General features: G+C 57.9%; 23 protein-coding genes. 9 read left to right on the forward strand and 14 right to left on the reverse strand.

Features of this window, described 5'->3' with window-relative positions; all coding sequences use genetic code 11:
* Positions 1 to 8 precede the first annotated feature (8 nt).
* The 3 genes from ACR0DJ_RS04680 to acnA form a co-directional block, all read right to left on the reverse strand.
* The gene (locus tag ACR0DJ_RS04680; RefSeq protein WP_480684044.1) at positions 9 to 710 is read right to left on the reverse strand and encodes an SDR family NAD(P)-dependent oxidoreductase; all 702 of its coding nucleotides are present in this window, start codon (positions 708 to 710) and stop codon (positions 9 to 11) included.
* A gap of 139 nt (positions 711 to 849) precedes the next feature.
* Positions 850 to 2,352 (reverse strand): BCCT family transporter, encoded by a 1,503-nt coding sequence (locus tag ACR0DJ_RS04685; protein ID WP_257598964.1) that lies wholly within the window; start codon positions 2,350 to 2,352, stop codon positions 850 to 852.
* Positions 2,353 to 2,470: 118 nt separating this feature from the next.
* Positions 2,471 to 5,161: an aconitate hydratase AcnA gene (gene acnA, locus ACR0DJ_RS04690; protein ID WP_480684046.1), complete on the reverse strand. Its 2,691-nt coding sequence runs from the start codon at positions 5,159 to 5,161 to the stop codon at positions 2,471 to 2,473.
* A gap of 224 nt (positions 5,162 to 5,385) precedes the next feature.
* Between acnA and ACR0DJ_RS04695 the strand changes: the two genes are divergently transcribed.
* On the forward strand, positions 5,386 to 6,087 hold the full coding sequence (locus tag ACR0DJ_RS04695) for a DUF1223 domain-containing protein (RefSeq protein WP_480684047.1): 702 nt from the start codon (positions 5,386 to 5,388) through the stop codon (positions 6,085 to 6,087).
* Here ACR0DJ_RS04695 and ACR0DJ_RS04700 read toward each other — a convergent pair whose 3' ends face one another.
* The 4 genes from ACR0DJ_RS04700 to purB all read right to left on the reverse strand — a co-directional run bounded on the left by ACR0DJ_RS04700 (position 6,088) and on the right by purB (position 10,539).
* The gene (locus ACR0DJ_RS04700; RefSeq protein ID WP_480684048.1) at positions 6,088 to 7,011 is read right to left on the reverse strand and encodes a lysophospholipid acyltransferase family protein; all 924 of its coding nucleotides are present in this window, start codon (positions 7,009 to 7,011) and stop codon (positions 6,088 to 6,090) included. It abuts the gene before it with no gap.
* A gap of 137 nt (positions 7,012 to 7,148) precedes the next feature.
* Positions 7,149 to 8,222, reverse strand: a complete 1,074-nt coding sequence (locus ACR0DJ_RS04705; RefSeq protein ID WP_480684758.1) for a flagellar motor switch protein FliG — start codon at positions 8,220 to 8,222, stop codon at positions 7,149 to 7,151.
* A gap of 96 nt (positions 8,223 to 8,318) precedes the next feature.
* Entirely contained in the window at positions 8,319 to 8,861 is a 543-nt protein-coding gene (locus ACR0DJ_RS04710) for a tetratricopeptide repeat protein (protein ID WP_171328000.1), read from the reverse strand.
* Between the two features lie 373 nt (positions 8,862 to 9,234).
* Positions 9,235 to 10,539, reverse strand: coding sequence for an adenylosuccinate lyase (purB, locus tag ACR0DJ_RS04715; protein ID WP_170343901.1), 1,305 nt, complete (start codon positions 10,537 to 10,539; stop codon positions 9,235 to 9,237).
* An 88-nt stretch (positions 10,540 to 10,627) separates the two neighbouring features.
* Here purB and ACR0DJ_RS04720 point away from each other — a divergent pair, with 88 nt between their 5' ends.
* The 3 genes from ACR0DJ_RS04720 to ACR0DJ_RS04730 all read left to right on the forward strand — a co-directional run bounded on the left by ACR0DJ_RS04720 (position 10,628) and on the right by ACR0DJ_RS04730 (position 12,035).
* A complete protein-coding gene (locus tag ACR0DJ_RS04720; protein ID WP_480684050.1) occupies positions 10,628 to 10,960 on the forward strand; it encodes a hypothetical protein in 333 nt (110 codons plus the stop codon).
* A 173-nt stretch (positions 10,961 to 11,133) separates the two neighbouring features.
* Positions 11,134 to 11,694 carry a hypothetical protein gene (locus tag ACR0DJ_RS04725; protein WP_480684051.1) on the forward strand — a complete coding sequence of 187 codons (561 nt, stop codon included), beginning with the start codon at positions 11,134 to 11,136 and terminating at the stop codon, positions 11,692 to 11,694.
* 11 nt (positions 11,695 to 11,705) lie between these two features.
* The gene (locus ACR0DJ_RS04730; RefSeq protein WP_170343903.1) at positions 11,706 to 12,035 is read left to right on the forward strand and encodes a hypothetical protein; all 330 of its coding nucleotides are present in this window, start codon (positions 11,706 to 11,708) and stop codon (positions 12,033 to 12,035) included.
* 30 nt (positions 12,036 to 12,065) lie between these two features.
* On the opposite strand, the gene ACR0DJ_RS04735 is transcribed toward ACR0DJ_RS04730, so the two are convergent.
* Positions 12,066 to 13,280: a bifunctional alpha/beta hydrolase/OsmC family protein gene (locus ACR0DJ_RS04735; protein ID WP_425078464.1), complete on the reverse strand. Its 1,215-nt coding sequence runs from the start codon at positions 13,278 to 13,280 to the stop codon at positions 12,066 to 12,068.
* A 273-nt stretch (positions 13,281 to 13,553) separates the two neighbouring features.
* Here ACR0DJ_RS04735 and ACR0DJ_RS04740 point away from each other — a divergent pair, with 273 nt between their 5' ends.
* Positions 13,554 to 13,748: a hypothetical protein gene (locus tag ACR0DJ_RS04740; protein ID WP_170343905.1), complete on the forward strand. Its 195-nt coding sequence runs from the start codon at positions 13,554 to 13,556 to the stop codon at positions 13,746 to 13,748.
* Positions 13,749 to 13,758: 10 nt separating this feature from the next.
* Here the strand turns inward: ACR0DJ_RS04740 and dddP are convergent, their stop codons facing one another.
* Positions 13,759 to 15,102: a dimethylsulfonioproprionate lyase DddP gene (gene dddP / locus ACR0DJ_RS04745; protein ID WP_170343906.1), complete on the reverse strand. Its 1,344-nt coding sequence runs from the start codon at positions 15,100 to 15,102 to the stop codon at positions 13,759 to 13,761.
* Between the two features lie 123 nt (positions 15,103 to 15,225).
* On the opposite strand from dddP, the gene ACR0DJ_RS04750 reads away from it, so the two are divergent.
* Complete coding sequence (locus ACR0DJ_RS04750) at positions 15,226 to 15,969, forward strand: heme-dependent oxidative N-demethylase family protein (RefSeq protein ID WP_480684054.1); 744 nt, start codon at positions 15,226 to 15,228, stop codon at positions 15,967 to 15,969.
* A 36-nt stretch (positions 15,970 to 16,005) separates the two neighbouring features.
* On the opposite strand, the gene ACR0DJ_RS04755 is transcribed toward ACR0DJ_RS04750, so the two are convergent.
* The 5 genes from ACR0DJ_RS04755 to ACR0DJ_RS04775 all read right to left on the reverse strand — a co-directional run bounded on the left by ACR0DJ_RS04755 (position 16,006) and on the right by ACR0DJ_RS04775 (position 20,067).
* Positions 16,006 to 16,917, reverse strand: a complete 912-nt coding sequence (locus ACR0DJ_RS04755) for a hypothetical protein (RefSeq protein WP_170343908.1) — start codon at positions 16,915 to 16,917, stop codon at positions 16,006 to 16,008.
* Positions 16,918 to 17,114: 197 nt separating this feature from the next.
* Positions 17,115 to 17,909: a lytic murein transglycosylase gene (locus ACR0DJ_RS04760; protein WP_480684055.1), complete on the reverse strand. Its 795-nt coding sequence runs from the start codon at positions 17,907 to 17,909 to the stop codon at positions 17,115 to 17,117.
* The gene (locus ACR0DJ_RS04765) at positions 17,897 to 18,184 is read right to left on the reverse strand and encodes a hypothetical protein (protein ID WP_480686229.1); all 288 of its coding nucleotides are present in this window, start codon (positions 18,182 to 18,184) and stop codon (positions 17,897 to 17,899) included. Before ACR0DJ_RS04765 ends, ACR0DJ_RS04760 begins: the two co-directional genes overlap by 13 nt.
* Positions 18,185 to 18,280: 96 nt before the next feature.
* Positions 18,281 to 19,687, reverse strand: a complete 1,407-nt coding sequence (glnA, locus tag ACR0DJ_RS04770; RefSeq protein WP_117868600.1) for a type I glutamate--ammonia ligase — start codon at positions 19,685 to 19,687, stop codon at positions 18,281 to 18,283.
* A 41-nt stretch (positions 19,688 to 19,728) separates the two neighbouring features.
* The gene (locus ACR0DJ_RS04775) at positions 19,729 to 20,067 is read right to left on the reverse strand and encodes a P-II family nitrogen regulator (RefSeq protein WP_170343910.1); all 339 of its coding nucleotides are present in this window, start codon (positions 20,065 to 20,067) and stop codon (positions 19,729 to 19,731) included.
* 171 nt (positions 20,068 to 20,238) lie between these two features.
* On the opposite strand from ACR0DJ_RS04775, the gene ACR0DJ_RS04780 reads away from it, so the two are divergent.
* From ACR0DJ_RS04780 to tig, 3 genes are all read left to right on the forward strand, one after another.
* Positions 20,239 to 21,846 (forward strand): NAD(P)H-hydrate dehydratase, encoded by a 1,608-nt coding sequence (locus ACR0DJ_RS04780; protein WP_480684056.1) that lies wholly within the window; start codon positions 20,239 to 20,241, stop codon positions 21,844 to 21,846.
* 308 nt (positions 21,847 to 22,154) lie between these two features.
* A complete protein-coding gene (locus tag ACR0DJ_RS04785; protein WP_170343912.1) occupies positions 22,155 to 23,279 on the forward strand; it encodes a porin in 1,125 nt (374 codons plus the stop codon).
* Positions 23,280 to 23,463: 184 nt separating this feature from the next.
* Complete coding sequence (gene tig / locus ACR0DJ_RS04790) at positions 23,464 to 24,795, forward strand: trigger factor (protein ID WP_257598951.1); 1,332 nt, start codon at positions 23,464 to 23,466, stop codon at positions 24,793 to 24,795.
* Positions 24,796 to 24,872 lie beyond the last annotated feature (77 nt).

The following is a 24,872-nucleotide window of genomic DNA, read 5'->3' on the forward strand; positions in this document are numbered from 1 at the left end:
AAGCCACCTTACAAGCGATACCCTCCGGTCACGCCCAGAACCTCTCCGGTTACGAACCCCGCCGCGTCCGAGGCCAGAAACCGAACGACCCTGGCGATGTCTTCGGGTGTTCCGATCCGGCCCAGCGCCGTTTCCCTGACGAAAAGCGATGTCAGATCGTCAGGACGGGGGGCTTCGGGGATGTTGATGGCGCCCGGCGCAACCGCGTTGACACGGATGCCTTCGGGGCCGAGCTCTTTCGCCATGGCCCGTGTCCAGAGGTTCAAAGCGGCCTTGCTTGCTCCATAGGTCACTGCGTCGCGCGGTGGCAATGTCGCGTTCATCGATGAGATGCTGACGATCGAAGCGCCGCGGTTCAGATGCGGCAATGCCGCAGCCAGCAACGCGGCGGGGGCCAGCAGATTGAGGTCAAGAATAGCGCGATGGTCTTCAACCCTGAACGCTTGTTTCGGAGTTGCGCGAACAAGACCCGCGTTGTTCACGATCACGTCCAGTCGTCCGAAGTGATCGATGACCTTTTTGACGACCTGGGTGGGTTGGTTGTCTTCGGTCAGGTCCGATTGAATTGCCAGAACGTCGCCTTTCAGCACTTCAGAATCGGGCTGGCTGGCCAACCAGGTGAAGGCGACATAATGATCTCGGCTCAGGTCTTCGACTATTGCCCGCCCGATCCCACGGGCACCACCGGTTATCAGTGCAACTTTTTCCATGAACTCAGATGACCGGCAAAGCGCCCAGGATTCAACGTTGTTTTTTGCGCTGTCGAAATGCTGTCACTTGCGCAGCAATATCCAGAGCATTGCCGCGATGAACGCGAAGGTGACAAGGTTCATCAGAGTGTCCGTGAGATCACCGATCAGCATTGCGTTGCCCCTCCTCTCTGAGCCCGCGGAACAAGCACACCATCAGCAGGACTGAAATGAAGACAAAGGGCAATGCGCCAAGCGAGATGAGGATCTTCACCGAGTCCACGGATCCCGAAAGGATCATCGCGACACTCAGCAGCCCAAGCAATCCTCCCCAGATCAGCCGGACGCGCGGCGGGGGATTCTCGTCCCCGCCCGTCGAGAAGGTGCCCAGAACAAAGGCCGCACTTACGACGCTGGTCACGATGAACAGAAAGGCGGCCAGTACCGTTGCAAGCGTGGTGATCACGGACAGTGGAAGTCGGTCGAGCAGGGCGAAGGTCACGCGTTCGATGTTTGTCTGCGTATAGGCCAGCAGTTCGCCCGCACCATTGAGCGCCTCGAACAGGCCAATGCCACCAAAGGCGCCGAACCAGAGGATTGAAAACAGCGTGGGGGCGAACAGGACCCCGATCACGAATTCCCGTATCGTGCGACCGCGAGAGATGCGGGCGACAAAGACGCCCACAAACGGGCCCCAGGCGATCCACCAGACCATGTAGGTAAGGGTCCAGTCGCTGAACCATCTGGTGACGTCATCGCCGAAGAACGTAAAGGTCTGAAAGCCCCTGGGAATGACATTGGTGACATAGTCGCCGAACCCCTGAACGATGGTATTCAGAAGGTATTCGGTGGGGCCAAGGACCACGGTGTAGGCAACAAGGCCGATTGCGATCAGCATGGCGGCATTGGACAGGCGCGCCATGCCCTGACCCAGATCGATCAGGAGTGCCGGGATATAGGCCGCAACCATTGCCAGAAACACGGCGCCAATCAGAAGGGCGCCGACGGTTTCCCGTCCGCCGAGAACGGCGATGCCGTCTGCCACCTGAAATACGCCCATGGCCATGGAACCGCCGACACCAATGGCAATGGCGATGATCGCCATGAAATCCGAAAGCCAGCCGACACGTTCAGCCCAGCGTTCGCCGGGAAACAGGCTTTTGATCGGCGCGCTGACCATCATTCCGGTGCCGCGCCGAAAACTGAAAAAGGCGATGGAAAGCGCGGTTGAACCGTAAATGGCCCAAGCGTGTAAGCCCCAGTGAAAGTTCGTCGCCAGCATGGCCTGCTGCGCCGCGATGAAATCCGGTGCCATGCCGTTGATAAAATTGAAATGGGTCAACGGTTCTGCCACTGCCCAAAACAGAAGACCGACGCCCATACCGGCGGAAAACAACATCGAAATCCATGTAGCCGTGGAAAACTCTGGTTCCTCGTCATCCCGACCAAGGCGAATATTGCCATAGGGTGAAAACGCCAGGAACAGGCATCCGATCAACATGCCCGAAGCGGCGAGCATCACGAACCAGCCGCGGCTGTGGAAGGTCTGTCGGACGATGCCACTGGCCCAGGTCACCAGGCTTTGAATGTCCACGACACCCCATATCCCGATCACTGCAATTACGCTGAGCGAACACACCAGCAGGGCGTTGGGCTTCTTCATGGCGATTGGTTTTCCGTTGATGACGTTACCCAACAGTTTCAGGTTTTCGAATAAATGACCAGAATACAAAAACCCCCGGCAGATGGCCGGGGGTTTGAATTGAGCGCTGTGCTATCGGTTACGATGCCTTCGCAAGATTGCGCAGGACGTAATGCAACACGCCACCGTTTTCGATGTATTCAATCTCGGGCGCGGTATCGATACGGCATTTCAGGGTGATGGTCTTTTCGGTTCCATCGCCATAAACGATGGTGCAGGGGACTTCCTGTAGCGGCTCGATTGTATCCAGCCCGTGTATCGAAACGGTTTCATCCCCTTTCAACCCCAGGGTTTTGCGGTTGTCGCCTCCTGTGAACTCGAACGGAATGACACCCATACCAACAAGGTTCGAACGGTGGATACGCTCAAAGCTCTCGGCGATGACGGCCTTGACGCCCAGCAGCGCCGTGCCCTTGGCCGCCCAGTCTCGGCTTGAGCCCGCGCCATATTGCTCGCCACCGAAGACAACCAGCGGGGTGCCATTCGCCTGATAGGCCATCGAGGCGTCATAGATTGACATCTGTTCGCCGTCCGGACCCTTGGTGTAACCGCCTTCGACGCCATCCAGCATCTCGTTCTTGATGCGGATGTTGGCGAAAGTGCCGCGCATCATCACCTCGTGGTTGCCGCGGCGTGAACCATATGAATTGAATTCACGCGGCTGAACCTGACGTTCGATCAGGTACTGGCCTGCGGGCGAGGTCGTCGCAAAAGACCCCGCAGGTGAGATATGGTCGGTCGTGACCATGTCGCCCAGAATGGCCAGAACCTTGGCACCTTCGATGTTGGAAATCGTGCCCGGTTCGGGGCTCATATCCTGGAAGTAAGGCGGGTTCTGGATATAGGTCGATGTCGGCGGCCAGTCATAGGTTTCTGCGTCAGTGGTTTCGACCGACTGCCATTTTTCGTCACCTTTGAAGACGTCGGCGTATTTCGACTGGAACGCTTCGCGTGTCACCGTCTGTTCGACTAGTTCCGCGACCTCCTGCTGGGTTGGCCAGAGGTCTTTCATATAGACGTCATTGCCGTCCTTGTCCTTGCCGATCGGCTCGGATGTCAGGTCGATATCCATGGTGCCTGCCAGCGCGTACACGACGACCAAAGGCGGCGAAGCCAGATAGTTGGCGCGCACATCGGGCGAGATCCGACCTTCGAAGTTACGGTTGCCGGACAAGACCGAGGTGGCGACCAGATCGCCTTCCGCAATGGCCTCCGAGATTTCTTTCTGGATTGGCCCCGAGTTGCCGATACACGTGGTGCAGCCGTATCCGACGAGGTTGAAGCCGATCTTGTCCAGATCCTCCTGAAGGCCTGCGGCCTCGAGGTAAGCGGATACAACCTTCGACCCCGGTGCCAGCGAGGTCTTGACCCAAGGTTTGCGGTCCAGCCCCAGCGCGGCTGCCTTGCGCGCCACGAGGCCCGCTCCGATCATCACGTAAGGGTTCGACGTGTTGGTGCAGGACGTGATCGAGGCGATCACGACCTTACCCGATTCCATGCCGTAGTTTTCGCCTTTGACCTCAACCTGTTTGCCCATCGGGCGCTTGAAGGTCTCGGCCATTTCCCTGGTGAAGGCGGCCTTGGCGTCGGTCAGCGCAACATAATCCTGCGGGCGTTTGGGCCCCGAGATCGCCGGAACAATCGTGCCCATATCCAGCGACAGGGTGTCGGTGTAGATCGGCGCATAGTTTTCATCGCGCCAGAAACCGTTTTCCTTGGCGTAGGCTTCAACCAGAGCGACACGATCTTCGTCGCGCCCTGTGTTGCGCATGTAACGCAGCGTTTCACCGTCAATCGGGAAAAAGCCGCATGTCGCGCCGTATTCCGGTGCCATATTGGCGATGGTCGCACGGTCGGCCAGCGGCAGACGATCCAGGCCTTCGCCGTAGAATTCGACGAACTTGCCGACAACGCCTTTTTCGCGCAGCATTTCCACGACTTTCAGAACAAGATCTGTACCTGTTGTACCTTCGACAAGATCTCCGGTCAGTTCAAAGCCCACGACTTCGGGGATCAGCATCGAGATTGGCTGACCCAGCATTGCGGCCTCGGCCTCGATCCCGCCAACACCCCAGCCCAGTACGGCCATGCCGTTGACCATGGTGGTGTGGCTGTCGGTGCCCACCAGCGTGTCGGGATAAGCGACTTCTTCACCGTTCTGGTCGGTGTCGGTCCAGACGGTCTGGGCCAGATATTCAAGGTTGACCTGGTGGCAGATACCGGTGCCGGGGGGGACAACGCGGAAGTTGTTGAACGCGCCCTGACCCCATTTCAGGAACTGGTACCGTTCCATGTTGCGTTCATATTCACGGTCCACATTCATCTGGAACGCACGCGGATTGCCGAATTCGTCGATCATGACCGAATGGTCGATGACCAGATCGACCGGGTTCAGCGGGTTGATCTTTTGCGCGTCGCCGCCCAGCGCCTTGATGCCGTCCCGCATCGCGGCTAGATCCACCACGGCGGGAACGCCGGTGAAATCCTGCATCAGTACACGGGCAGGGCGATAGGCGATTTCACGGGGGTTTTTGCCACCGTTCGCGCCCCATTCGGCAAAAGCCTTAATGTCATCGACCGAGACCGAGAACCCGTCATCCTCGAACCGCAACATGTTTTCCAGCACTACCTTGAGTGCGGCAGGCAGTTTGGAGAAATCGCCCAGGCCCGCCTCTTGCGCGGCGGGGATGGAATAATAGGAAATGGATTTACCATTCACGCTCAGACTGCGGCGCGTTTTGGCGGTGTCCTGTCCGACTTTGATGGGCATCTGTGGCCTCCCTCTCAAATGACTTGGATATTAGGATTTGCTGAGTGTTATCTGCATCACCAAGCCCCCGTGTTCAAGGTCCAACAGGCGTTGAGAGGTAAATTTGTATACTATTGTACACTTTTTTCCTTGGGGCGTGTGTCAATGTCTCAAGAAACCTTGATTGGTCGTTGAGTGGCAAAGCAGCTATCCCTGAGATCCAACCGCTCAACCCGAGAGTTCTCATGTTCAGATCCATTGCCTTGACCACCGTGTTTTCCTGCCTTGTGGCGGCAAAGGTCGCAGCCGGGGAAGACCCGGTTGTGGTCGAGCTGTTCACGTCTCAGGGGTGTTCATCCTGCCCGCCGGCGGATCGGATCATGCATGATCTGGCCAAGCGCGACGACGTCATAGGGCTGGCTCTGCATGTCGATTACTGGGACTATATCGGGTGGAAGGACGAGTACGCAGACCCCGATCATACGCTTCGGCAGCGGGCTTATGCGCGAGAGGGGGGGCGTTCCATGATCTACACCCCGCAGATGGTGATCAACGGGCAGCACGACATCGTCGGGGCGCAAGCCCGGGAGCTTGATCGATTGATCGAAGCACATCTGAAAGCAGCGCCCGAAGCGCTGGTGACGGCCGTGCGCTCGGCCGATGAGGTGACAGTGGATGTGACGCCCGTCGAGTTGCCGAAAGGCGATACCTATGACGTACATGTGGTTCAGTATTCTCCCATGCGGCACGCTTCGATCCGCCGTGGAGAACTGGCCGGACACGAACTGGACTATGCCAATGTCGTTGAGGCCTGGCAGATTGCGGGGCAATGGGATGGAACTGCGCCGCAAACATTTACGGTTCAGCTTGGTTCAGATTTGCCGGCTGTCGTTCTGATTCAAAGCGCCGGGGAAGGGCCGATTGTTGCCGCCACCCGGGTCAGGTGATCAGGGCATCTCTTCCGGTTTGATGCCCAACCCGTTCCAGTGTTTCCAGCGGCGGTGAATCCAGAACCATTGCCCCATATGCTGCCGCACCATCTTTTCCAGATCGTCATTGGTGAACTGGGTCATGGTTTTTGGGTCGGTGTGCGGAACCGGTTCGTGCAGAACGATCTCAAAATCGAGACCGTTGGGCTGACGCACCGCGTAACACGGTATCAGCTCGGCTTTGTATTTGATGGCCAGCTCGGCGTTCAGCACGGATGTCACCGCGGGTTTGCCGAAGAACATCAGTTCCTCACCGCCCATTGCGTGAAGATCGGAAACGATGGCAATGATCCCGCCCTTTTTCAACGAGCGTACCATCTCGACCATACCACGCCGCCCCTGTTCGAACATCGGAGCCCCTGTCTTGTAGAAGGCCTCGACATAAGCGTCGTTGAAATACGGGTTGGCCATCCGCCGATACAGGCAGCCGATGGGCTGACCGCTGTAGGTTTGCAAGGCGATGCGCGCTGCCAGGTAGTGACCGAAATGCGCCGTAATCATCATGATCGGACGCCCCTCGGCAACAGCCGCGTCAAATGCGACAATGCCTGGGCCTGAAATCTTGGCTTTGCTCTGGCGTTCGATGAAATCTTCCGGAGAAAAATGCTCCATGATTGCACGACCGGCATTGTCCGGCACATCGCGGCAGATCTGCCTGACTTCGGCTTCAGGCAAGTCCGGGCAAGTCAGCTTCAGATTCCGACGGACACGTTTGCGAAACCCGACAACAGGTGCCAGAGACCGCACGACGGCCCCCATCGTTGGAATACGCCGCTCATAGGGAAGCATGCGCATAACGCGGATGACCCCCTGAAGAAACAGGTTGGCGACATAGTATTTCCCAAGCTCAAACCGGCTGAGCTCCGACTTTTCAACGGGCATGGAGGTGTCTCACCGCGTGTTGCGAATTGCTGAGAATGACATACAGCCCGATGCCTGCAAGCTCAAGCGCCCAGACGGGCGGAAAACCTGAGCCCGCAGCAGGTGGCCGGACAGAGCAAAACTCCTGGTTTCACGTATCAGGCCGTATCTTCCTCATCATCTTTTTCGATCAGAGTAATTGAACCGGCGTCGACCAGAGTGCGAATGGCGGCCACGACCTGTGTCATGGCGTCTTCGGCTTCCGATTGTTTGACGCGCCCACGTTCGGCCATTTCCTCGCGCAGATTGTCGGCCATGCGGGACGAAATGTTTGACAGAATGAATTCAACGGATGCCTTGTCATCATCCGCGGCGGCCCCTGCCAGTGCGGTGACAAGAACCGGCTGTTCCACTTCACGCAGGATGGCGGGAACATCGCGGGCCGCGATACGGCTTGGGATATGGGCAAAGGTGAAGATCGACTGGCGTACCAGATCCGCAAATTCGGCGTCGTCCTCGTCCAATGCGTTCAACAAGTCGTCGCGTGTTGCGGCCGCCGACTGGTTCAGGATCGCGCCGACTCGTGCGTCGGGGCCATTGTCGAAAGCCTGAGCAGGCCGCCGATCCAGTTGCGCGGCCAGCGACCAGCCAATACGTTCAACAGCTTCGGGGGTGACATTTGTTGTTTTCGAGATGGCATAGGTAATGCGCCGCGCAACCGGGCCCGGCATATGGGCCAGCATCTGTGCCGCCTGCGCGGTATCCATCTTTGAAAGCATGACGGCCGCCACCTCGGTGCTTTCCGCCTGAGCCATTTTGGCAAGATCCTCAACGGGTACGTCACGCAGGCGTTGCCATGGATCGCCGATCTGGCGCACCCCGGCAAGCTTGCGCAGGCGCGCGGCTGTCGATGGTGCGATCTTTCCGTTCACCGCATCCAATGCACCTGCAAGCCCATGCGGAAATGCCAGCCCGATGTTGTCCAGAGCGTCGCTGAATTCCTGGGCCACTGCGCCCAGGGTTACACGATCCACAAGGCCCATTTGCCCAAGCTGATGGGTCAATGTCTCTTGCAGGTCGTCGGGCAATTCCTCAAGTGGAATATCGGCGCCTTCGTTCAACAGAAGGCGCACGACAACGGCCGCTTTTTGCCGGCCGGTCAATGTTCGCGGAACAACTTGCGGCGCGCCGTCATCCCCCGCGGCAAGCGGCGCTGACCCCCCATTTGCCATTTGTATCAAAGCGTTTGTGTCCTGCATCTGACCGTAGTGCCAAGTTTTCCGAACCACGGGCAGAATAACGGGAGTCGGGTTAAATAACCCTGAAGCTCAGTAGCTGTAGGTCAGCCCCGTCCGGATGGCCTCGCGCAGGGACGTCTCGGCCCAGGTCCCTTCGCCGCCGCGGGCTTTGATCTCGCGCCATTGCGCGATCGCCAGATCGGTTTTGCCTTCGGCTACAAAGCCTTGCGCCATGTAGCTGCGCGCCAGAAGATTGTCGGGATTGGCATTGATGGCATTCTGGTAAAAGACGTTCGCCAACTCCAGCTCGCCCATCTTGCGGTAGGTAAAGCCCCAATAGGTCTGCACGCGGTCATCGTCCTGATCCATGATCCGCAGGATATCCTGAGCGTGCCCGTATTGCCCGTCATAGGCCAGTTCGCGGACGGCGTCGTATAGCTGATCTTCCGACAGGTTGGTCTTGTTGGGTTTGACGCACCGGCCTCTGGCTTCGTCATAGACCCGACCGAACAAACATTTCTTGGTCGTATTCGTCGGTTTCGGTGGGCTGCTGCTGTCGCCGCCTGCGGCGTGGACCGCCGGGGCAAAGGCGAAGGCCTGCAAAGCGAGGGCTGAAGCTAACAAAAGGCGCATATTCTTACTCCGTTCTCGGGGCTGCTCTCAAAATCATAGTGCGATCTACAAAAAAGCTAACAGTGGAACGGTTGCTTTTATTCACAAGTCGGACAGAAATTCGTCAGCTATTGACCGATTTCGTGCAGCTTTGCGTTTCAGTGTCCCAGGCTGTGCCCGGTGCGCAGGATTGCGTCTGTTTGGAATGAGCGCTGCATGCAAGGCCGGCAGACGCCGCGCAAACAAGTGCAAGTGAGCAAAGAACGGTACGGATCATGGTGCCTCTCTCCAATAGTTCATCCACAGAATAGCCGATTTCGGGCGGTCTGGCAAAAACAAGGCCCGGCCTGCGAATTGCGGGCCGGGCCGTGCGAACGGGATGTCGACTCGCAGCTTATTCGCCGAATACCCGGGCGAAGATCGTATCCACGTGTTTGGTGTGATAGCCGAGGTCGAATTTCTCTTCGATTTCCTCGGGGCTGAGCGCGGCAGTCACGTCGGCGTCCGCCAGCAGTTCCTCTTTGAAATCGGTGCGGTGTTCCCAAACCTTCAGCGCGTTGCGCTGGACCATGGCATAGGCGTCCTCACGGCTGACCCCTGCCTGGGTCAAGGCCAGCAGAACGCGCTGGCTCATGACAAGGCCCGGGAATTTGTTCATGTTTTCCAACATGTTTTCGGGGAAGATCAGCATCTTGTCGATCACGCCAGTCAGACGGGCCAGCGCAAAATCCAGAGTGATCGTGGCATCCGGACCGATCATGCGTTCGACGGACGAGTGCGAGATATCGCGTTCATGCCAGAGCGCGACATTCTCCATTGCCGGGATCACAGCTGCGCGCACCATGCGCGCCAGCCCGGTCAGGTTCTCGGTCAGCACGGGGTTTTTCTTGTGCGGCATGGCGGACGAGCCTTTCTGGCCCATCGAGAAGAATTCGGCCCCTTCCAATACCTCGGTCCGCTGCATGTGGCGGATTTCGATGGCGATGTTTTCGATGCTGCTGGCGATGACGCCCAGCGTCGCAAAGAAGGCCGCATGGCGGTCACGCGGGATCACCTGGGTGCTGATCGGTTCGGGCACAAGCCCCATTTTGTCACAGACATGTTCCTCGACGGCGGGATCGATATTGGCAAATGTACCGACGGCACCGCTGATCGCGCCAGTTGCGATTTCCGAACGGGCGTCGCGCATGCGGGACAGGTTGCGGTCCATCTCGGCATAGAACCGGGCAAAGGTCAGGCCCATTGTCGTGGGCTCTGCGTGGATGCCGTGGCTGCGGCCGATGCGCACCGTGTCCTTGTGTTCAAACGCGCGGCGCTTGAGTGCAGCCAGAAGCCCTTCGAGATCGGCGATCAAGAGGTCGGCCGCGCGCGTCAGCTGGACGTTGAAACAGGTGTCCAACACGTCCGAGCTGGTCATGCCCTGATGCACGAACCGGGCCTCTTCACTGCCAACATGTTCAGCGAGATGGGTCAGGAAGGCGATGACGTCATGTTTGGTGACGGCTTCGATCTCGTCGATGCGGGCGACGTCGAATTCCACATCCTTGGCTTTCCAGACGGCTTCTGCATTCTCGCGCGGGATCACGCCCAGATCGGCCATGGCATCGCAGGCATGCGCCTCGATTTCGTACCAGATGCGAAACTTGGTTTCGGGCGACCAGATGGCAACCATGTCAGGGCGGGAATAACGGGGAATCATTGGCGGCAGCACCTTTATGTGATTGGGATGAGGCGTTGGCGCGGGGTTTAGCCGCCCGTGCGCAAGGGAACAAGATGTGAGAGCAGGTATGAGACGGTTTGCCCTGATTTTCGCCCTTTGGCCGGGTGTTTTGGTAGCAGGAGACTTCCAGAAACTGTCCGGAGAGGAAATCCTGACGGCCTTGGCGGGCAAGAAGCTGGAATACGGTGCGGGTGTTTGGCAGACTTTCGAAGCCAGCATGACCACGCAGTACTTCTCGGGCGGGCCCAGTGTCGGGCGCTGGGCGGTGAGAGGTGATCAATACTGCTCGACATGGCCACCTGCCGATTTGTGTGCTTGCTACGACGTCTGGCGAAATGGGGAAACGATCCGTTTCGTTGATGATGCAGGCGGCCAGACCGTCGGGGTTTACGCAAAATAGATTTCATGCGTTTGTCTGCAAGCTGGGGTGCGATGCTTGCAAAAGTCAGACAACATGTGTGGTAAACGGCAATACCTGATCGCGGTTTTCTTGGGTCTTTGCAACGCAGTGCTGGACAAGTCGCTCTTTCAGGGGTCAAGCTGAGGGCGAAGAAATTATCAGGTTATTGAGATATGCGTTTCTTATCAGCTCCGATTTTTGCCGTTTGCGCCGCTGTCTGGCTGGGTGGGGCAGGATCGGCATTGGCCGACACTCCGGTGACATATACCGAGGATGGTCGCGCGCTGTTTCGGTTCGACGTGCCCGATTTCTGGGTGCTGCGCACCGGCGGCCCGCGTGAGATCGAAGACACCGGGTTGGATGATCCGCGTGCGGTGGCTCGGGTCATGGGGCTGCGTCCGGTAACGGACGATATGGTCTGGATGGGCTTTGTTTCGCCTGCCGGAGTTGCAACCATCCAGGATGGTGTCCGGTACTTGCAGGATATCGACAAGTTTCTGGTCAAAGACCCGACCATCACCAGCACCAGCGACACCCGCATCGGAGGGTTGCCTGCCCGGGTCTATCGCGGGACCGGGCGCAGGGATGGCAAGGGAGTGAGCTTTACGGCCACCGTCATTGACTTGCCGCGCAATCGTGTCGCCATAGCCGTTGCCATTTTGCGAGACGGGGCAAACCCGGATTATGCAGACGATCTGAATGCCGTATTCGCGTCGTTCCGGTCGCTTCTGTGAGGTGGGGTAAGATGAGCTTTAGACTGATCAAACGGATTTCACTCGCATTGGGTCTGGGGGCTGCGACTTTGACGCTGTCGGCCTGTGACGGCGTAACGGTTGGCGTCGGATATGGGTATGACCCGTTCTATGACTCGATGCTGTGGAACGACTACTATCACGACGTTGATGTGGATGTTGATATCAACCGCCCGGAGCGCCCAAATCGACCTGATCGACCGGTGCGTCCCGAGCGCCCGAATCCACCGGTTGCCAAACCTCCTGCGCGGCCGCGGCCCCCGGTGGCCCGGCCACCTGCCGCGCGGCCACCAATCCATCGCCCGGCACCACGCCGCAGATAATCAAAAGGCCGCCTGTCCGGCGGCCTTTTCTCAGGAAAGAAGTTCGGTCGTGATATGCGCCGAGCCTTCAAGTGTCCGGTGAACCGGGCATTTGTCCGCGATTTCCAGCAGGCGCTGTTTTTGTTCCTGATCAAGCGGGCCGCTCAGACGGATCTTGCGGCGGAACTGATCCACTTTGCCCTCATTTGCCAAACCGGCATCCTGAGCATGAACTTTGTCATGGCAGACATCGACGCTGACACTGGTCAGCGGCCATTTTTTGCGGCGCGCATACATCCTTATCGTCATGGACGTGCAGGCGCCGAGACCGGATGAGACAAAGCCATAAGGCGACATGCCCTTATCCGTGCCGCCATAAGAGGCAGGCTCATCTGCAACTGCATGATGGTGCGGACCTGCCTGAATATCCTGCATGAAGCCATTCGGATCCGCCTCGGTCACGCGAACGACACCTTCCGGCGCACCCGGAGGTGGCGCGGGTGGGCAAAGTTTCAGATAGCGCGAGACCCAAGCCGAGATGACATCCGCGGCATATTCAGCATCCGAGGCTCGTGTGATCAGGTGATCGGCATCGTCGAGGGTGACGAAGCTTTTCGGGTGTTTTGCCGCCAGAAAGATGGCGCTCGCGTTGTCGATACTGACCGTTTCGTCCCGAGGGGCGTGCAGGATCAGCAGAGCGGCTTTGAGATCAGCGATCGCGGCCGACAGGGCCGTTTCAGCAATGTCATCCACGAATGCCTTGCCAATTCGAAACGGGCGTCCGCCCAAGGTGACCTCGGCGCTACCGTCCTGTTCAATCTGGGGCAGGGCATCTTCGAAATGATGGGACACATGAGAGGGATCGGCCGGTGCGCCCAAGGTAACCACCGCCTTGACCGTCGGAATTCCCGCACGCGCCCGCAAAACCGCTGCGCCGCCAAGCGAGTGACCGATCAACAGGGCAGGGGCCATGTTTCGTCCGGCCAGATAGTGCGCGGCCGAGATCAGATCCTCGACATTCGACGTGAAGGTGGTGTTGGCGAACTCTCCCTCGGAATGACCCAGGCCGGTGAAGTCGAACCGCAGCACCGCTATCCCCATGGCCGCCAGACGGGCTGAAATGCGCCGGGCCGCAGGTATGTCCTTGGAGCAGGTGAAGCAATGGGCAAACAGAGCCGTCGCCAGGACCGGACCATCCGGTAAATCCAGCCGCGCGGCCAATTGGCTGCCGTCATGTCCGGCAAAAGTGATGCGTTCCGTGGGCATGTCGGCTCCTTGAGCGGTTCGGGGAAACATCCCCAATACTGTGGTCAAGCCCGCCGGGTCACAACCCTTATGTCAAACGCGTCACGGGAAGGTGAGCACGAAGCGAGCGCTTTGCAATCTGACAGATGCCTCGGGTGGGGGCAGAAGCGGTCGTACCCCTGGGGTAGGTTGATGAAATCAAGAATTGTGATGAGATCGACAACAAACATTCGTTTCACTTATGCCACTGTCAGGCCCATCTACTGACCACAGCAATTGATAAAGGAGACACAGATGACACATGCAGACACCGCCGTACACCTTCCTAAGATACTTCCAGGTACAGTTCTGGCGATTGTTCTGGCTGGCCTTTTGGGCTTCGCCGTCGGGCAATCCCGGCCCGCAGTTTTCAGCGGGCCGCAGGCTCAGGCAAGTTCAGCTGTCGAAGACTGGCACGGCAACGTGCGCCGGTCACATTGGTCAGAATGAGGTGCCGGCCTCACTCGAGCCCCATCAACCGGGCATCGAAGGGGTACTTCGTCAGGTTTTCATACCCGTCTTCGGTTATGAGAACCTGATCCTCCAGCTTGATGCTGAAATCGCCACCGACTTCGCCCACGCAGGCCTCGACACACAAGACCATTCCAGGTTCCAGCGGATAATCGTAAGCCCCCTCGACCGCCTTGTCCGGATAAGCAACCAGCGGCCATTCATCGCAAAGGCCGACGCCGTGCATCAGGCAGCCATATTTCTGCGCCTGAAACTTTTCGTCCAGCCTGTGGGAATTTGCAGTCAGTTCCGGGATCATCACGCCGGGTTTGAGCATCTCCATATTGGTCATGATGTGTTCATGCGCGTGTTGCATGGCATAGATCATGTCCTCGCGCGGCTTCTGATCGCCGATCCACCAACTGCGGGAAATGTCGACGCAAATCCCGTAGGATCCGATAAGGTCGGTGTCGAACGAGATGATCTCGTTCTGCTGAGTGATCCGCGGGCCGCATTCCTGAAACCAGGGGTTGGTCCGCTGACCCGAAGCCAGCAGGCGGGTTTCGATCCACTCACCACCACGCTTGATGTTTTCGGCGTGAAGAACAGCCCAGATATCATCTTCCGAGGTCTTGCCATCGCCTACATTGGCACGGGCAAACCGTTCCATTTCGGCAACGGCGGTTTCGCAGGCATGGCTGGCGCAACGCATGGCGAGGATTTCGTCGGGCCCTTTGACGGCGCGGGTCTTTTCGGTCAGCTCTTCGCCTTCCATGATGTCGAACCCCTGCGCCTCAAGCGCGCGCAATCCGTGCAGCATGATCTTGTCGACGGCCAGGCGCTTGTTGCCGCCGCCGTGTTCTTCGATCAGTACGCGTACCTCGTTCGAGAACACGTCCGCGGCCACGTCAACCTTGTCGCCGCGGTCAAAGTAGAACAGGTCAGCGCCCGAGCGCTGCTCGCGTACAAGCGGATTGAAGGTGCTGAGGAAAGGCGAGTTCTTGTAATCCCAGATTACCATATAGCCATCCGCACACAGCAGAACCGCCCGAAACGGATTGTGGGTGTTCCACAGCTGCATATTCGTGCTGTCGGTGGCATAGCGGATATTCAGCGGGTCAAAAATCAGCAAGCCGCCATAGCCGCGGTCCACGATGGCCTGTGTCAGCCTCTTCCAGCGGTGTTCCCGCATCCGTGCCAGATTGGGAAGTTCCAGCCCCGCAGCGGCCCATTCGTCAAACGCAAGCTGCGTCGGCCCAATCTCGATCCTGTCATTTTCGTTTGGTGTACCATCGCCCAGTGTCGTGCCACGGCTGGGGTCTATCTTGCGCGTGTCTCGGTAGTGCTGGTTCATGGCTGGCCTCATCGCTTGTTCCAATTACAATTCATCCGCCACAACCAATCGTCTGAGAAAAATGCGACGGCGAGGTTGTCGTTTTCGACCGACAAGAAAAGCTGTGCATGCTAAGCCACTGGCATGAAGCGTATTCTACAAAACAAAATCCCATATGATGTCGGTAACCCACGCGCTTTGCCGGGTATACAACCGGCAACCATGGAAAGCTGGCTGCATCAGGATGAGGCCTTTGCCGACCAGATGCGGCGCCGCGAAGAAATTCTGGCCGAGCGGCGTGAAGACGTTCTTGCACTTGACCCTCAGGCCAAGCCTGCCGCCATGGAACTACTGGATCTGGTGCTGATGCAGACCTATCCCACGGCCGGTGCAGAGGTCGTACGACCGGATGGCGTATCCGTCGCGATCGATCGGGATCGTCCGCTTGATACACTGTGCAGGCTGGTGCAGGAGGACTTCTGCATCCTTCAGAAACGGGGAAATGAGCATGTTCTGACGGGTGCCATCCTGTGTTTTCCTGCCAGTTGGCGCTTGTCCGAGAAATTCATGCGACCGCTGATTGATATCCACGTGCCCGTGGAAAGCTATGACGCCAATGTCGCGAAACGGGTGCAGAGACTGTTTGACGGTATTCAACCCGGCCGGCCGCTGTGGCGTTTCAATGCCCTGTGGTACGAAGACCCGGAGCTGTTCCAGCCTCGCAGTGCCAGTGAGCCGCGCGAAATACGAGACCAGCGTCAGGCGTCTTACCTGCGAAGCGAGCGGCAGACGTTGTTGCGGTTGCCGAAAACCAACGCGGTCGTGTTTTCCATCCACACTTACGTTCTGGCCGCAAACGCGATCCCGGAAACGGAAAACCCCGCCTGATGGCGGGGCCTCCTAGGAGGGTCTTCGGTAATTCTTTTACATGCCCAAGGCGCCCGCTACATCGGCGAACGCGTTGCTGGCGTTCAGCGCGACAATGGCGAAAGTGAACACAAGCACCTGTGTGTTGAGGCGGAAATCCTCGCCCCGGATCAGGTTGACTGCGGCCATCGATACGGCAATCGGCGCGGAAATGCTGGCCAAAACTCCGGTCATGCACCAACTGCTGAGACGCAGGATGTCGCTTGGCTTGTCATCATCATCCGCGATGGCCGCGCCTGCATCCCTCTGGGCGGGCAGGTCTGGCTCGTCGTTTCGGAACGCGATGCTGAGCAATTGTTCATCCGTCAGTTGAATCGGACGCGCGGCAGGAGCGTGAAGGGCAGTGATCGTGTCATCCTGTTCAGACTGCTGCATCCCGGCGAACTGTCCGGTCAGTGATTTAAAGATCTGCTTTCGATTCCGCGTTGTTCGGCTTGGTGTCAGGGTGTCAAAAGCGCTCATGAAGTGCTCGACGGTAAGAACCGTGTGCGGCGACAGCCATTCAACCCGCCGGGTCGAACAGATATCGACCATGCGATACAGAGTGACCACCAGCATCAGTTCGGAAATCTCGGCGTCGTCCAAAAGTGGCGAGACCGGCGTGAACGTCACGACCAACCTGTTTTGGGGATGCGACACGCGGGGTTTCGTTATGGTTTTCAACCCCGCGGCGCGATCCATGCGCTCGTATCGGTCCTGCTGCCCGGAGCTGCCTGTATCCAGAGTCATCCGCACAAGATACTGGCTCGAGACGATGCTGGCCTCGGTTGCGCTGAGCAGGGTCTTGCGCTCGACCAGATGACCGTAGTCTTCCAGCGTCGTGGCGACGATCGTTCCAAAGCGCTCTATCGCGCCGGTTGCGTCGCCATCAAATTGCAGGCCGCCATGGTAGCTGTGCTTCCGAGCCACTGCCCCGTCCTTTTTTACGTTCTGTCAGCCAAAGGTTAGCACCCCTTCTTGCAGAGAATTTGGCGAAAAATGCAAAAAAGTGAAATTTCCCGGTGATTGGTTACGCTTTGGAAACCAAGCAACTAAAGGCTTTTGTTTGTCACTGTGGCGGAAATGTGGCGAAATCGGGCGCAGCACGTGGTGCCGGTGCGGCGGCGCTAATTGTCGATTCGGGCGCCCATGATTGCGATGGATTGCTGATAGACAGAGGCTGCATTCCACTGCTGCAAGACGCGAAAATTTGGTTCTCCGGGTTGATAGCCGCGCCCCGGTTTCCACCCCTTCTTGCGAAGAAAATTGGCGGTTGAGGCCAATGCATCCGTCATGTTGTAGAAGTCCACGCGCCGGTCGCCCGTAGCATCGACACCATAGGTCAGGGCGTTGCCGGGCAGGAATTGCGTGTGGCCCAGTTCGCCATGTTTTGCCCCTTTTGTCGCCATTGTGATGCTGCCCATGTCGACCAGTTTCAGTGCCCCGATTGCGTGTGGAATAAAGAACTCGGACCGGCGACAATCATAGGCCAGTGTTGTGATTGCGGAAACAACCTGACTGTCGCCCATGAAATTGCCAAAGCCGGTTTCCATGCCGTGAATGGCGATCAGAACGCCGGCAGGAACACCGTATTGCCGTTCGAAGGCGGCATAGTAGTTCGGGTTGGCGGCTTTGCGTTTGCGGCCCTGAGCGACAATCGTATCGGCCCCCCGGACTCGCATGAATTTGTCCAGCGAGTATTTGAAGCTCTTTTGATTGCGGTCCGCGGCGATGGTGCGCGTGGCATATTGTGTCTGGGACAGCGCTTGCAGACCTTTCTTCTTCACCCCCGCCTTGCGTGCCTGTTTGGCAAAATCGGCCTTCCACGCCTCGAATCCTGCGCTGGTGTTGCCACAGGGGGCGGCCAGAACCGGGGAGGTCAGGGAAAGAGAAAGGGCAAGAATGGCGGTCAGGCGAAACATGGGCGTAATCCGATTGATCTGAAATCTGATATTAGCCTAGCGTGAGCCTTGGCTCCGGCAAAGCGGTTAGTGGAAGCCAACGCGGCCTTTTCCTTGAGCGTTTCCATTTTGCCGTGAACATCGGGAATTACACTGACGGGCAGCTTCTTCAGCGTATTATGGAACGTGTCGACACGCTTTTTGCCCCGGACGATCCGGGATAAAATCCGGGTATCGGACAGCGCCTTAACAAAGCCAGGCGGCATGCGGTTGTTTCCGACCGGGAGTGTCCACATCAGTCTGTTGGATCAATGGTGGTGCGTCAAATCCTGTGGGCGGAAATGACAAGGGCGCCCGAATGGACGCCCTTGCAAGTCGTTTTCGAATGCAGCTCAGCAGCTGTAGTACATGCCGTACTCAACCGGGTGTGGCGTGTGCTCGTAGGTTTCCACCTCTTCCATCTTCAGTGCGATGTAGCCGTCGATCTGATCTTTGGTGAACACATCGCCCTGAAGCAGGAAGTCGTGATCGGATGCCAGAGCTTCCAGCGCCTCACGCAGGCTGCCGCAGACGGTCGGGATGTCGGCCAGTTCTTCGGCGGGCAAGTCGTACAGGTTCTTGTCCATCGCCTCGCCGGGGTTGATCTTGTTCTTGATACCGTCAAGGCCGGCCATAAGCAGGGCGGCAAATGCCAGATAGGGGTTGGCTGCCGGATCGGGGAAGCGGGCCTCGACACGTTTGGCTTTGGGGCTTTCGGTCCATGGAATACGCACACAACCCGAACGGTTGCGTGCCGAATAGGCGCGCAGTACGGGGGCTTCGAACCCGGGGATCAAGCGCTTGTAGCTGTTGGTCGACGGGTTGGTGAAGGCGTTCAGGGTCTTGGCGTGTTTCAGGATGCCGCCGATGAAGTACAGCGCCTCGTCCGACAGGTCGGCGTATTTGTCGCCAGCGAACAGCGGCTTGCCGTCTTTCCAGATCGACATGTTCACGTGCATGCCGGTGCCGTTGTCACCTGCGATCGGCTTCGGCATGAACGTGGCCGATTTGCCGTAGGCGTGCGCGACGTTGTGGATGACGTACTTGTACTTCTGCAACTCGTCGGCCTGCTTGGTCAGGCTGTCGAAGATCAGGCCCAGCTCGTGCTGGCACGAGGCCACTTCGTGGTGGTGCTTGTCGACCTTCATGCCCAGGCGCTTCATGGTCGACAGCATTTCCGAACGCAGGTCCTGCGCTTCGTCGATGGGGTTGACCGGGAAGTAGCCGCCCTTGACGCCCGGACGGTGGCCCATGTTGCCCATCTCGTATTCGGTGTCGGTGTTCCACGACGCATCCGTTGCATCAACTTCGAAGGATACTTTGTTGATGCTGTTGGAAAAACGAACGTCATCAAACAGGAAGAATTCAGCTTCGGGACCCATGTAGGCAACGTCACCGATACCGCTGGACTTCAGGTAGGCTTCGGCCTTCTGCGCGGTTCCGCGCGGGTCGCGGCCATAGGCTTCACCGGTGTCGGGCTCAACGATCGAGCAGTGCAGACACAGTGTCTTTTCAGCATAGAACGGGTCGATGTAAGCCGATGTCGTGTCGGCGATCAGTTTCATGTCCGAGTTTTCGATCGACTTCCAGCCTGCAATGGACGAGCCGTCAAACATGAAGCCTTCCTCCAGGAAGTCTTCGTCGACCAGATCGACATCCACCGTCACGTGCTGCAACTTGCCGCGCACGTCAGTGAAACGGATGTCGACATAGGCGACGTCTTCTTCGCGGATTGTATTGAGAACTGCGTCTACGCTCATTCCCTTGGTCCTTCTGATAGATGTGTCAGTAATCTTGTGAGTTAGAGCGCGTCCGAGCCGGTTTCTCCGGTCCGGATGCGAATGGCTTGGTCGACGGGGGACACGAAAATCTTGCCGTCTCCGATCTTGTCGGTTTTGGCGGCCGACACGATGGCTTCGATCGCGGCGTCGACCTGATCGTCGTCCAATACGACCTCGACCTTAACTTTGGGCAGAAAATCGACGACATACTCGGCGCCGCGATACAGTTCTGTATGGCCTTTCTGGCGACCGAAGCCCTTGACCTCGATGACGCTGAGGCCCTGGACGCCCACATCCTGCAATGCCTCTTTTACTTCGTCCAGTTTGAACGGCTTGATGATCGCTTCGATCTTTTTCATCCCGGTTCACCTTGAATGGTTGTCTCAGGGGCAGTGATCACGTCTAAGATCGGGCGGCAATGTGATTGCGATATCGTGCGGGTCGGGATGCTTGGAAAAACGGCTTGGTGCTAATTTTTGAGCGATTTGCACAAAAAGTAATCAGAAGTGAATCGAGCAAGGGGTGGAAGGATGGAATTGCTGACAGCGGCACAGATGCGGACCATTGAGCAAGCCGCCATCAACTCTGGTGACGTGACCGGTCTGGAACTGATGGAGCGGGCCGGGCAGGGTGTTGTTGACGCGATTTTCGAGGAATGGCCCATGTTGGACAGGCGAGGGGCCAGCCCCTCGCGCTCCCCGGGATATTTGGGGCCAGATGAAGAGGATCCGCTGCGCGCAACAGTGCTGTGCGGACCGGGCAACAATGGGGGTGACGGGTTTGTCGTGGCGCGGCTTTTGCAGGCGCTGGGGTGGGAAGTTGAGGTGTTTCTGTACGGGAACCCGGAAAAACTGCCACCGGATGCGCGGGTGAATTATGAGAGATGGGGGGCAAAGAACGAGGTTCGCGTATTCGCTGTCGACCCTGCCCTATTAGAAGGCGATTTTCTTCGCCTTCCAGAAGACATGGACCTGGTAGTCGATGGGGTTTTTGGCACTGGTCTCACCCGGCCATTTGCAGGGGCGTTTTCCCTGTTGGCCAATGCGTCAGTCAGGGCCCTGCTGCGAGAGCGAGGTGTAAAGGTTGTTTCAATTGACGCGCCAAGCGGCTTGTGCGCCGACAGCGGTCGTATTCTTGGTCAGGCGATTGTTGCAGACATGACGGTGACGTTTCACAGCAAAAAGCTTGGGCATGTTCTGGGTGATGGCCCGGCGGCCTGCGGGACGGTCCGAACCAAGTCGATCGGGCTTGAAACACTGGAAGACGGTCAGATCGTTCACACGACCCAAGCCGACAGGGTGAAGCTGTCGAAAGTTTCGGTTGGCCACAAATACTCGCATGGCCATGCTTTGATCCTGTCCGGGGGCTCGGGCAAAACAGGGGCCGCGCGGCTGGCGGCGCGGGGGGCTTTGCGGGTTGGAGCGGGGCTGGTGACGCTGGGCGTGCCGCCGTCTGCGCAGATGGAGGTGGCCAGCCAGATCACGGCCCTCATGTTGCAGAGGGTTGATGGGGCCGATGGATTGTCTGAAATACTGGAGGATACGCGCCTGAATGCGCTCTGCCTGGGGCCTGCGCTGGGATTGGAGCGGGCGCGGGCGCGGGCGCTGGTGCCGATGGCCTTGGCTGCGCGGCGGGCGACCGTGTTGGATGCGGATGCTTTGTCAGCTTTTGCCGAGGATCCCGGTGGTCTGATCGCGCGATTGCACGACCAATGCGTTTTGACGCCGCATGGCGGGGAATTTGCACGGGTATTCCCGGACATCGCCGAGCAGATGGAGGCGCAACCGATCAAGGGCCCGGCGTTTTCCAAAGTAGACGCGACGCGTGCTGCGGCAAAACGGGCCGGGTGCGTGGTTCTGTTCAAGGGCCCGGACACGGTGATTGCCGCACCAGACGGACGATGCGTGGTCAACGCGGCCGTATACGAAAGAGCGGCCCCCTGGCTGGCGACGGCCGGGTCCGGCGATGTGCTGGCGGGTTTCATCGCAGGTTTGCTGGCGCGAGGCTTGGCACCGATGCAGGCGGCGGGAACTGCGGCGTGGCTGCATGTGGAATGTGCGCGCCAGTTCGGTCCGGGTTTGATTGCCGAAGATTTGCCGGAACAGGTGCCGGAGGTTTTCAGAAAGTTGAATATTTGAGTTCGTTGGGCGTGGAACGGCTCAATTCGCGGCGAGTCGGCGGAAATCCGCCGTCAAGGTTCGCAGCAATGCAGACCGAATGTTTGCCAGATGCATAGCTGGACGTCACAATTTATTTGCACACTGTGCCGTGGATTTTCGAATGGATTCGTAACTGTATGATATAAAATACGAAATAGTCGTTTTTTCGACATGCCATGTTGCGAATTTGCAATGCTTGCGAGGGAGTGTATGCGGGCCACTGGAACGCTCGCAGTTCGTAAACAAATGGACAGTACCTGAACCCCGAACCATTCATGGTGAGTGAAATGAACCTTAACATTAAACCGATATCTGTAGCCGCTGTTCTGACTGCGACGACCGCAATCCCGGCTGTGGCCGAGCTGAAGTACGAAAACAATAGTGGCGGGTATGTGCTGCTGTATGGACAGCTGAACCCAGCCTTAATTTCGGTAGATGACGGTCAGGATACCGAGACCCGAGTTCTCGACAACGATCTGTCGAACAGCCGTGTCGGCCTGCGTCTGATGCAGCCTTTCGGACAGAACGAGTTCACCTTCCGATTTGAATCTGCGCTGGGGTTGCCGAACTCGACCGAGTGGAACCAGAACGGCACGAATTTCAGTGGCTGGACCCGTGAAGACATCCGCCACGTGGATTTTGCCATGAAGGGCAACTACGGCAAATTCTCGGCTGGTCAGGGCAGCATGGTGTCTGATGGTGCAGCGGAAACGGACCTGTCCTATGTCGGAACGGCGCTGTATTCGTTTACCAATGACGAAAACTCGGGCTTCTTCTACCGCGCCACGAATGGAATGCTGAGCGGTATCACGGTTGGTGACAGTTCCAGCAACTTTGACGGCGCGCGCCGTGGGCGGGTGCGGTATGATACGCCATCGTTCAACGGGTTTTCCGCTGGATTCGCTTATGGTCAGAACATTTTGTCCAGCAGCGACGATGACGATTATTACGACGTCGGCCTGTTTTATGAAAACACCTTTGCCGGTGGAGTGGAATTCGCGGCAGCCGTTGCCTATTCGGTGCGCGAGCGCGATGACAATTCGGGCGACCGCAAAGACACCATTGGTTCGGCGTCTGTTCTGCTGCCCAGCGGGCTGGGCTTTACGATCGCGGGCGGTACACGTGACGACGATCAGGCCGGCGCTACGGATCCGAACTATTGGTATGGTAAGATCTCGTACGAAGGCAACTGGGTGTCCTGGGGCAAGACCGGCGTCGGCATCGATTACTATGATGGCTCGGATTTCCAGAGCAACGGGTCAGACACCAAAGCCTGGGGTATCGCGGTCGTGCAGAAAGTCGAGCCGATCAACACGGATGTCTATCTGAAATACCGCAACCACGATTTCGATGACGGCTCGTCCTTCGACAACAACGAAGCATGGGTTCTGGGCGCACGCTGGAAGTTCTGATTGTCAGGCTGGGCCAAGTGCGAGCGCCCCGGTTTCCGGGGCGTTCTTTTTTGCGGTTTTGGTGATCAAATACCACTGGATTCAGCCTTTGCCCCTTGCACGTGGGCGGCTGGGCAAATAGAAGGCTTCAAATTTGCCCGGCGCGCCCTATTTGCGCGCCCCGAATCCTATGGGGACTACCATAATGCAGGTAACCGAGACGCTGAACGAAGGTCTGAAACGTGGCTACAACATCGTTGTATCAGCAGCCGAGCTGGACGAGAAGGTCAATGAAAAGCTGACCGAAGCGCAGCCGGAAATCGAAATGAAAGGTTTCCGTAAAGGCAAGGTGCCAATGGCGCTGCTGAAAAAGCAGTTTGGCCAGCGCCTGTTGGGCGAGGCGATGCAGGAAACCATCGACGGCGCCATGAACAAGCATTTCGAAGACAGCGGTGATCGCCCCGCGCTTCAGCCCGAGGTCAAGATGACCAATGAGGACTGGAAGGAAGGCGATGACGTGGAAGTCGCCATGTCCTACGAAGCGCTGCCAGCGATCCCTGAAGTTGACCTGAAATCGGTCAAGTTGGAGAAGTTGACCGTCAAGGCCGATGACGCCGCCGTCGAGGAAGCGTTGAACAATCTGGCGGAAACCGCTCAGGATTTCAAAGCGCGCCGCAAGGGGTCAAAAGCCAAGGACGGCGACCAGATCGTGTTCGATTTCGTCGGCAAGGTTGACGGCGAGGAATTCGAAGGTGGTTCGGCAGAGGATTACCCGCTGGTTCTGGGCTCGAACAGCTTCATCCCCGGCTTCGAAGAGCAACTGGTTGGCGTGAAAGCTGAAGAAGTAAAAGACGTCAACGTCACGTTCCCTGAAGAGTACGGCGCCGAGCATCTGGCCGGCAAAGACGCTGTCTTCACCTGCACCATCAAGGAAGTCAAAGAACCGGTTGCTGCGGAAGTGAACGACGAGCTGGCCAAAAAATTCGGTGCCGAAGACCTGGAAGCTCTGAAAAAGCAGATCGCCGAGCGCCTGGAAGCTGAGTATGCCGGTGCATCGCGCGCCGTGATCAAGCGCGCCTTGCTGGACGCGCTGGACGAGATGGTGTCGTTCGACCTGCCGCCGTCGCTGGTTGAAGCCGAAGCCAAGCAGATTGCACATCAACTGTGGCACGAAGAAAACCCTGAAGTCGAAGGCCACGACCACGATCCGATCGAGCCCACGGACGAGCACACCAAGCTGGCCGAGCGCCGCGTGCGTCTGGGTCTGTTGCTGGCTGAACTGGGCCAGAAGGCCGAGGTTGAAGTCACCGACGCCGAGATGACACAGGCGATCATGAACCAGGCACGTCAGTACCCGGGTCAGGAACGTCAGTTCTTTGAGTTCGTTCAGCAGAACGCGCAGATGCAACAGCAGCTGCGGGCGCCGATCTTTGAAGACAAGGTCGTGGACTACGTGTTGGAGCTGGCTCAGGTCACTGACAAGGAAGTCAGCAAAGACGACCTTAAGAAAGCTGTTGAGGCACTGGAAGAGGAGTAATCCTCTTCCTTCCCTTCCTCAGAGGAAGGGACAAAAAAACGGAGCCGCCTGCATTCAGACGGCTCCGCATGGGTGGC

It is taken from the genome of Ruegeria sp. BF10 (assembly GCF_056538725.1).

Coding starts and splice junctions, on each gene's coding strand:
- ACR0DJ_RS04765 (WP_480686229.1), bottom strand. CDS start 18,184: ATGTGGACACTCCCGGTCGGAAACAACCGCATGCCGCCTGGCTTTGTT.
- ACR0DJ_RS04705 (WP_480684758.1), bottom strand. CDS start 8,222: ATGGCAAATGGGGGGTCAGCGCCGCTTGCCGCGGGGGATGACGGCGCG.
- ACR0DJ_RS04725 (WP_480684051.1), top strand. CDS start 11,134: ATGCGTTTCTTATCAGCTCCGATTTTTGCCGTTTGCGCCGCTGTCTGG.
- ACR0DJ_RS04730 (WP_170343903.1), top strand. CDS start 11,706: ATGAGCTTTAGACTGATCAAACGGATTTCACTCGCATTGGGTCTGGGG.
- dddP (WP_170343906.1), bottom strand. CDS start 15,102: ATGAACCAGCACTACCGAGACACGCGCAAGATAGACCCCAGCCGTGGC.
- ACR0DJ_RS04785 (WP_170343912.1), top strand. CDS start 22,155: ATGAACCTTAACATTAAACCGATATCTGTAGCCGCTGTTCTGACTGCG.
- glnA (WP_117868600.1), bottom strand. CDS start 19,687: ATGAGCGTAGACGCAGTTCTCAATACAATCCGCGAAGAAGACGTCGCC.
- ACR0DJ_RS04775 (WP_170343910.1), bottom strand. CDS start 20,067: ATGAAAAAGATCGAAGCGATCATCAAGCCGTTCAAACTGGACGAAGTA.
- ACR0DJ_RS04760 (WP_480684055.1), bottom strand. CDS start 17,909: ATGTTTCGCCTGACCGCCATTCTTGCCCTTTCTCTTTCCCTGACCTCC.
- ACR0DJ_RS04685 (WP_257598964.1), bottom strand. CDS start 2,352: ATGAAGAAGCCCAACGCCCTGCTGGTGTGTTCGCTCAGCGTAATTGCA.
- ACR0DJ_RS04695 (WP_480684047.1), top strand. CDS start 5,386: ATGTTCAGATCCATTGCCTTGACCACCGTGTTTTCCTGCCTTGTGGCG.
- purB (WP_170343901.1), bottom strand. CDS start 10,539: ATGATTCCCCGTTATTCCCGCCCTGACATGGTTGCCATCTGGTCGCCC.
- ACR0DJ_RS04735 (WP_425078464.1), bottom strand. CDS start 13,280: ATGCCCACGGAACGCATCACTTTTGCCGGACATGACGGCAGCCAATTG.
- ACR0DJ_RS04750 (WP_480684054.1), top strand. CDS start 15,226: ATGAAGCGTATTCTACAAAACAAAATCCCATATGATGTCGGTAACCCA.
- ACR0DJ_RS04680 (WP_480684044.1), bottom strand. CDS start 710: ATGGAAAAAGTTGCACTGATAACCGGTGGTGCCCGTGGGATCGGGCGG.
- ACR0DJ_RS04700 (WP_480684048.1), bottom strand. CDS start 7,011: ATGCCCGTTGAAAAGTCGGAGCTCAGCCGGTTTGAGCTTGGGAAATAC.
- ACR0DJ_RS04710 (WP_171328000.1), bottom strand. CDS start 8,861: ATGCGCCTTTTGTTAGCTTCAGCCCTCGCTTTGCAGGCCTTCGCCTTT.
- tig (WP_257598951.1), top strand. CDS start 23,464: ATGCAGGTAACCGAGACGCTGAACGAAGGTCTGAAACGTGGCTACAAC.
- ACR0DJ_RS04780 (WP_480684056.1), top strand. CDS start 20,239: ATGGAATTGCTGACAGCGGCACAGATGCGGACCATTGAGCAAGCCGCC.
- ACR0DJ_RS04740 (WP_170343905.1), top strand. CDS start 13,554: ATGACACATGCAGACACCGCCGTACACCTTCCTAAGATACTTCCAGGT.
- acnA (WP_480684046.1), bottom strand. CDS start 5,161: ATGCCCATCAAAGTCGGACAGGACACCGCCAAAACGCGCCGCAGTCTG.
- ACR0DJ_RS04720 (WP_480684050.1), top strand. CDS start 10,628: ATGAGACGGTTTGCCCTGATTTTCGCCCTTTGGCCGGGTGTTTTGGTA.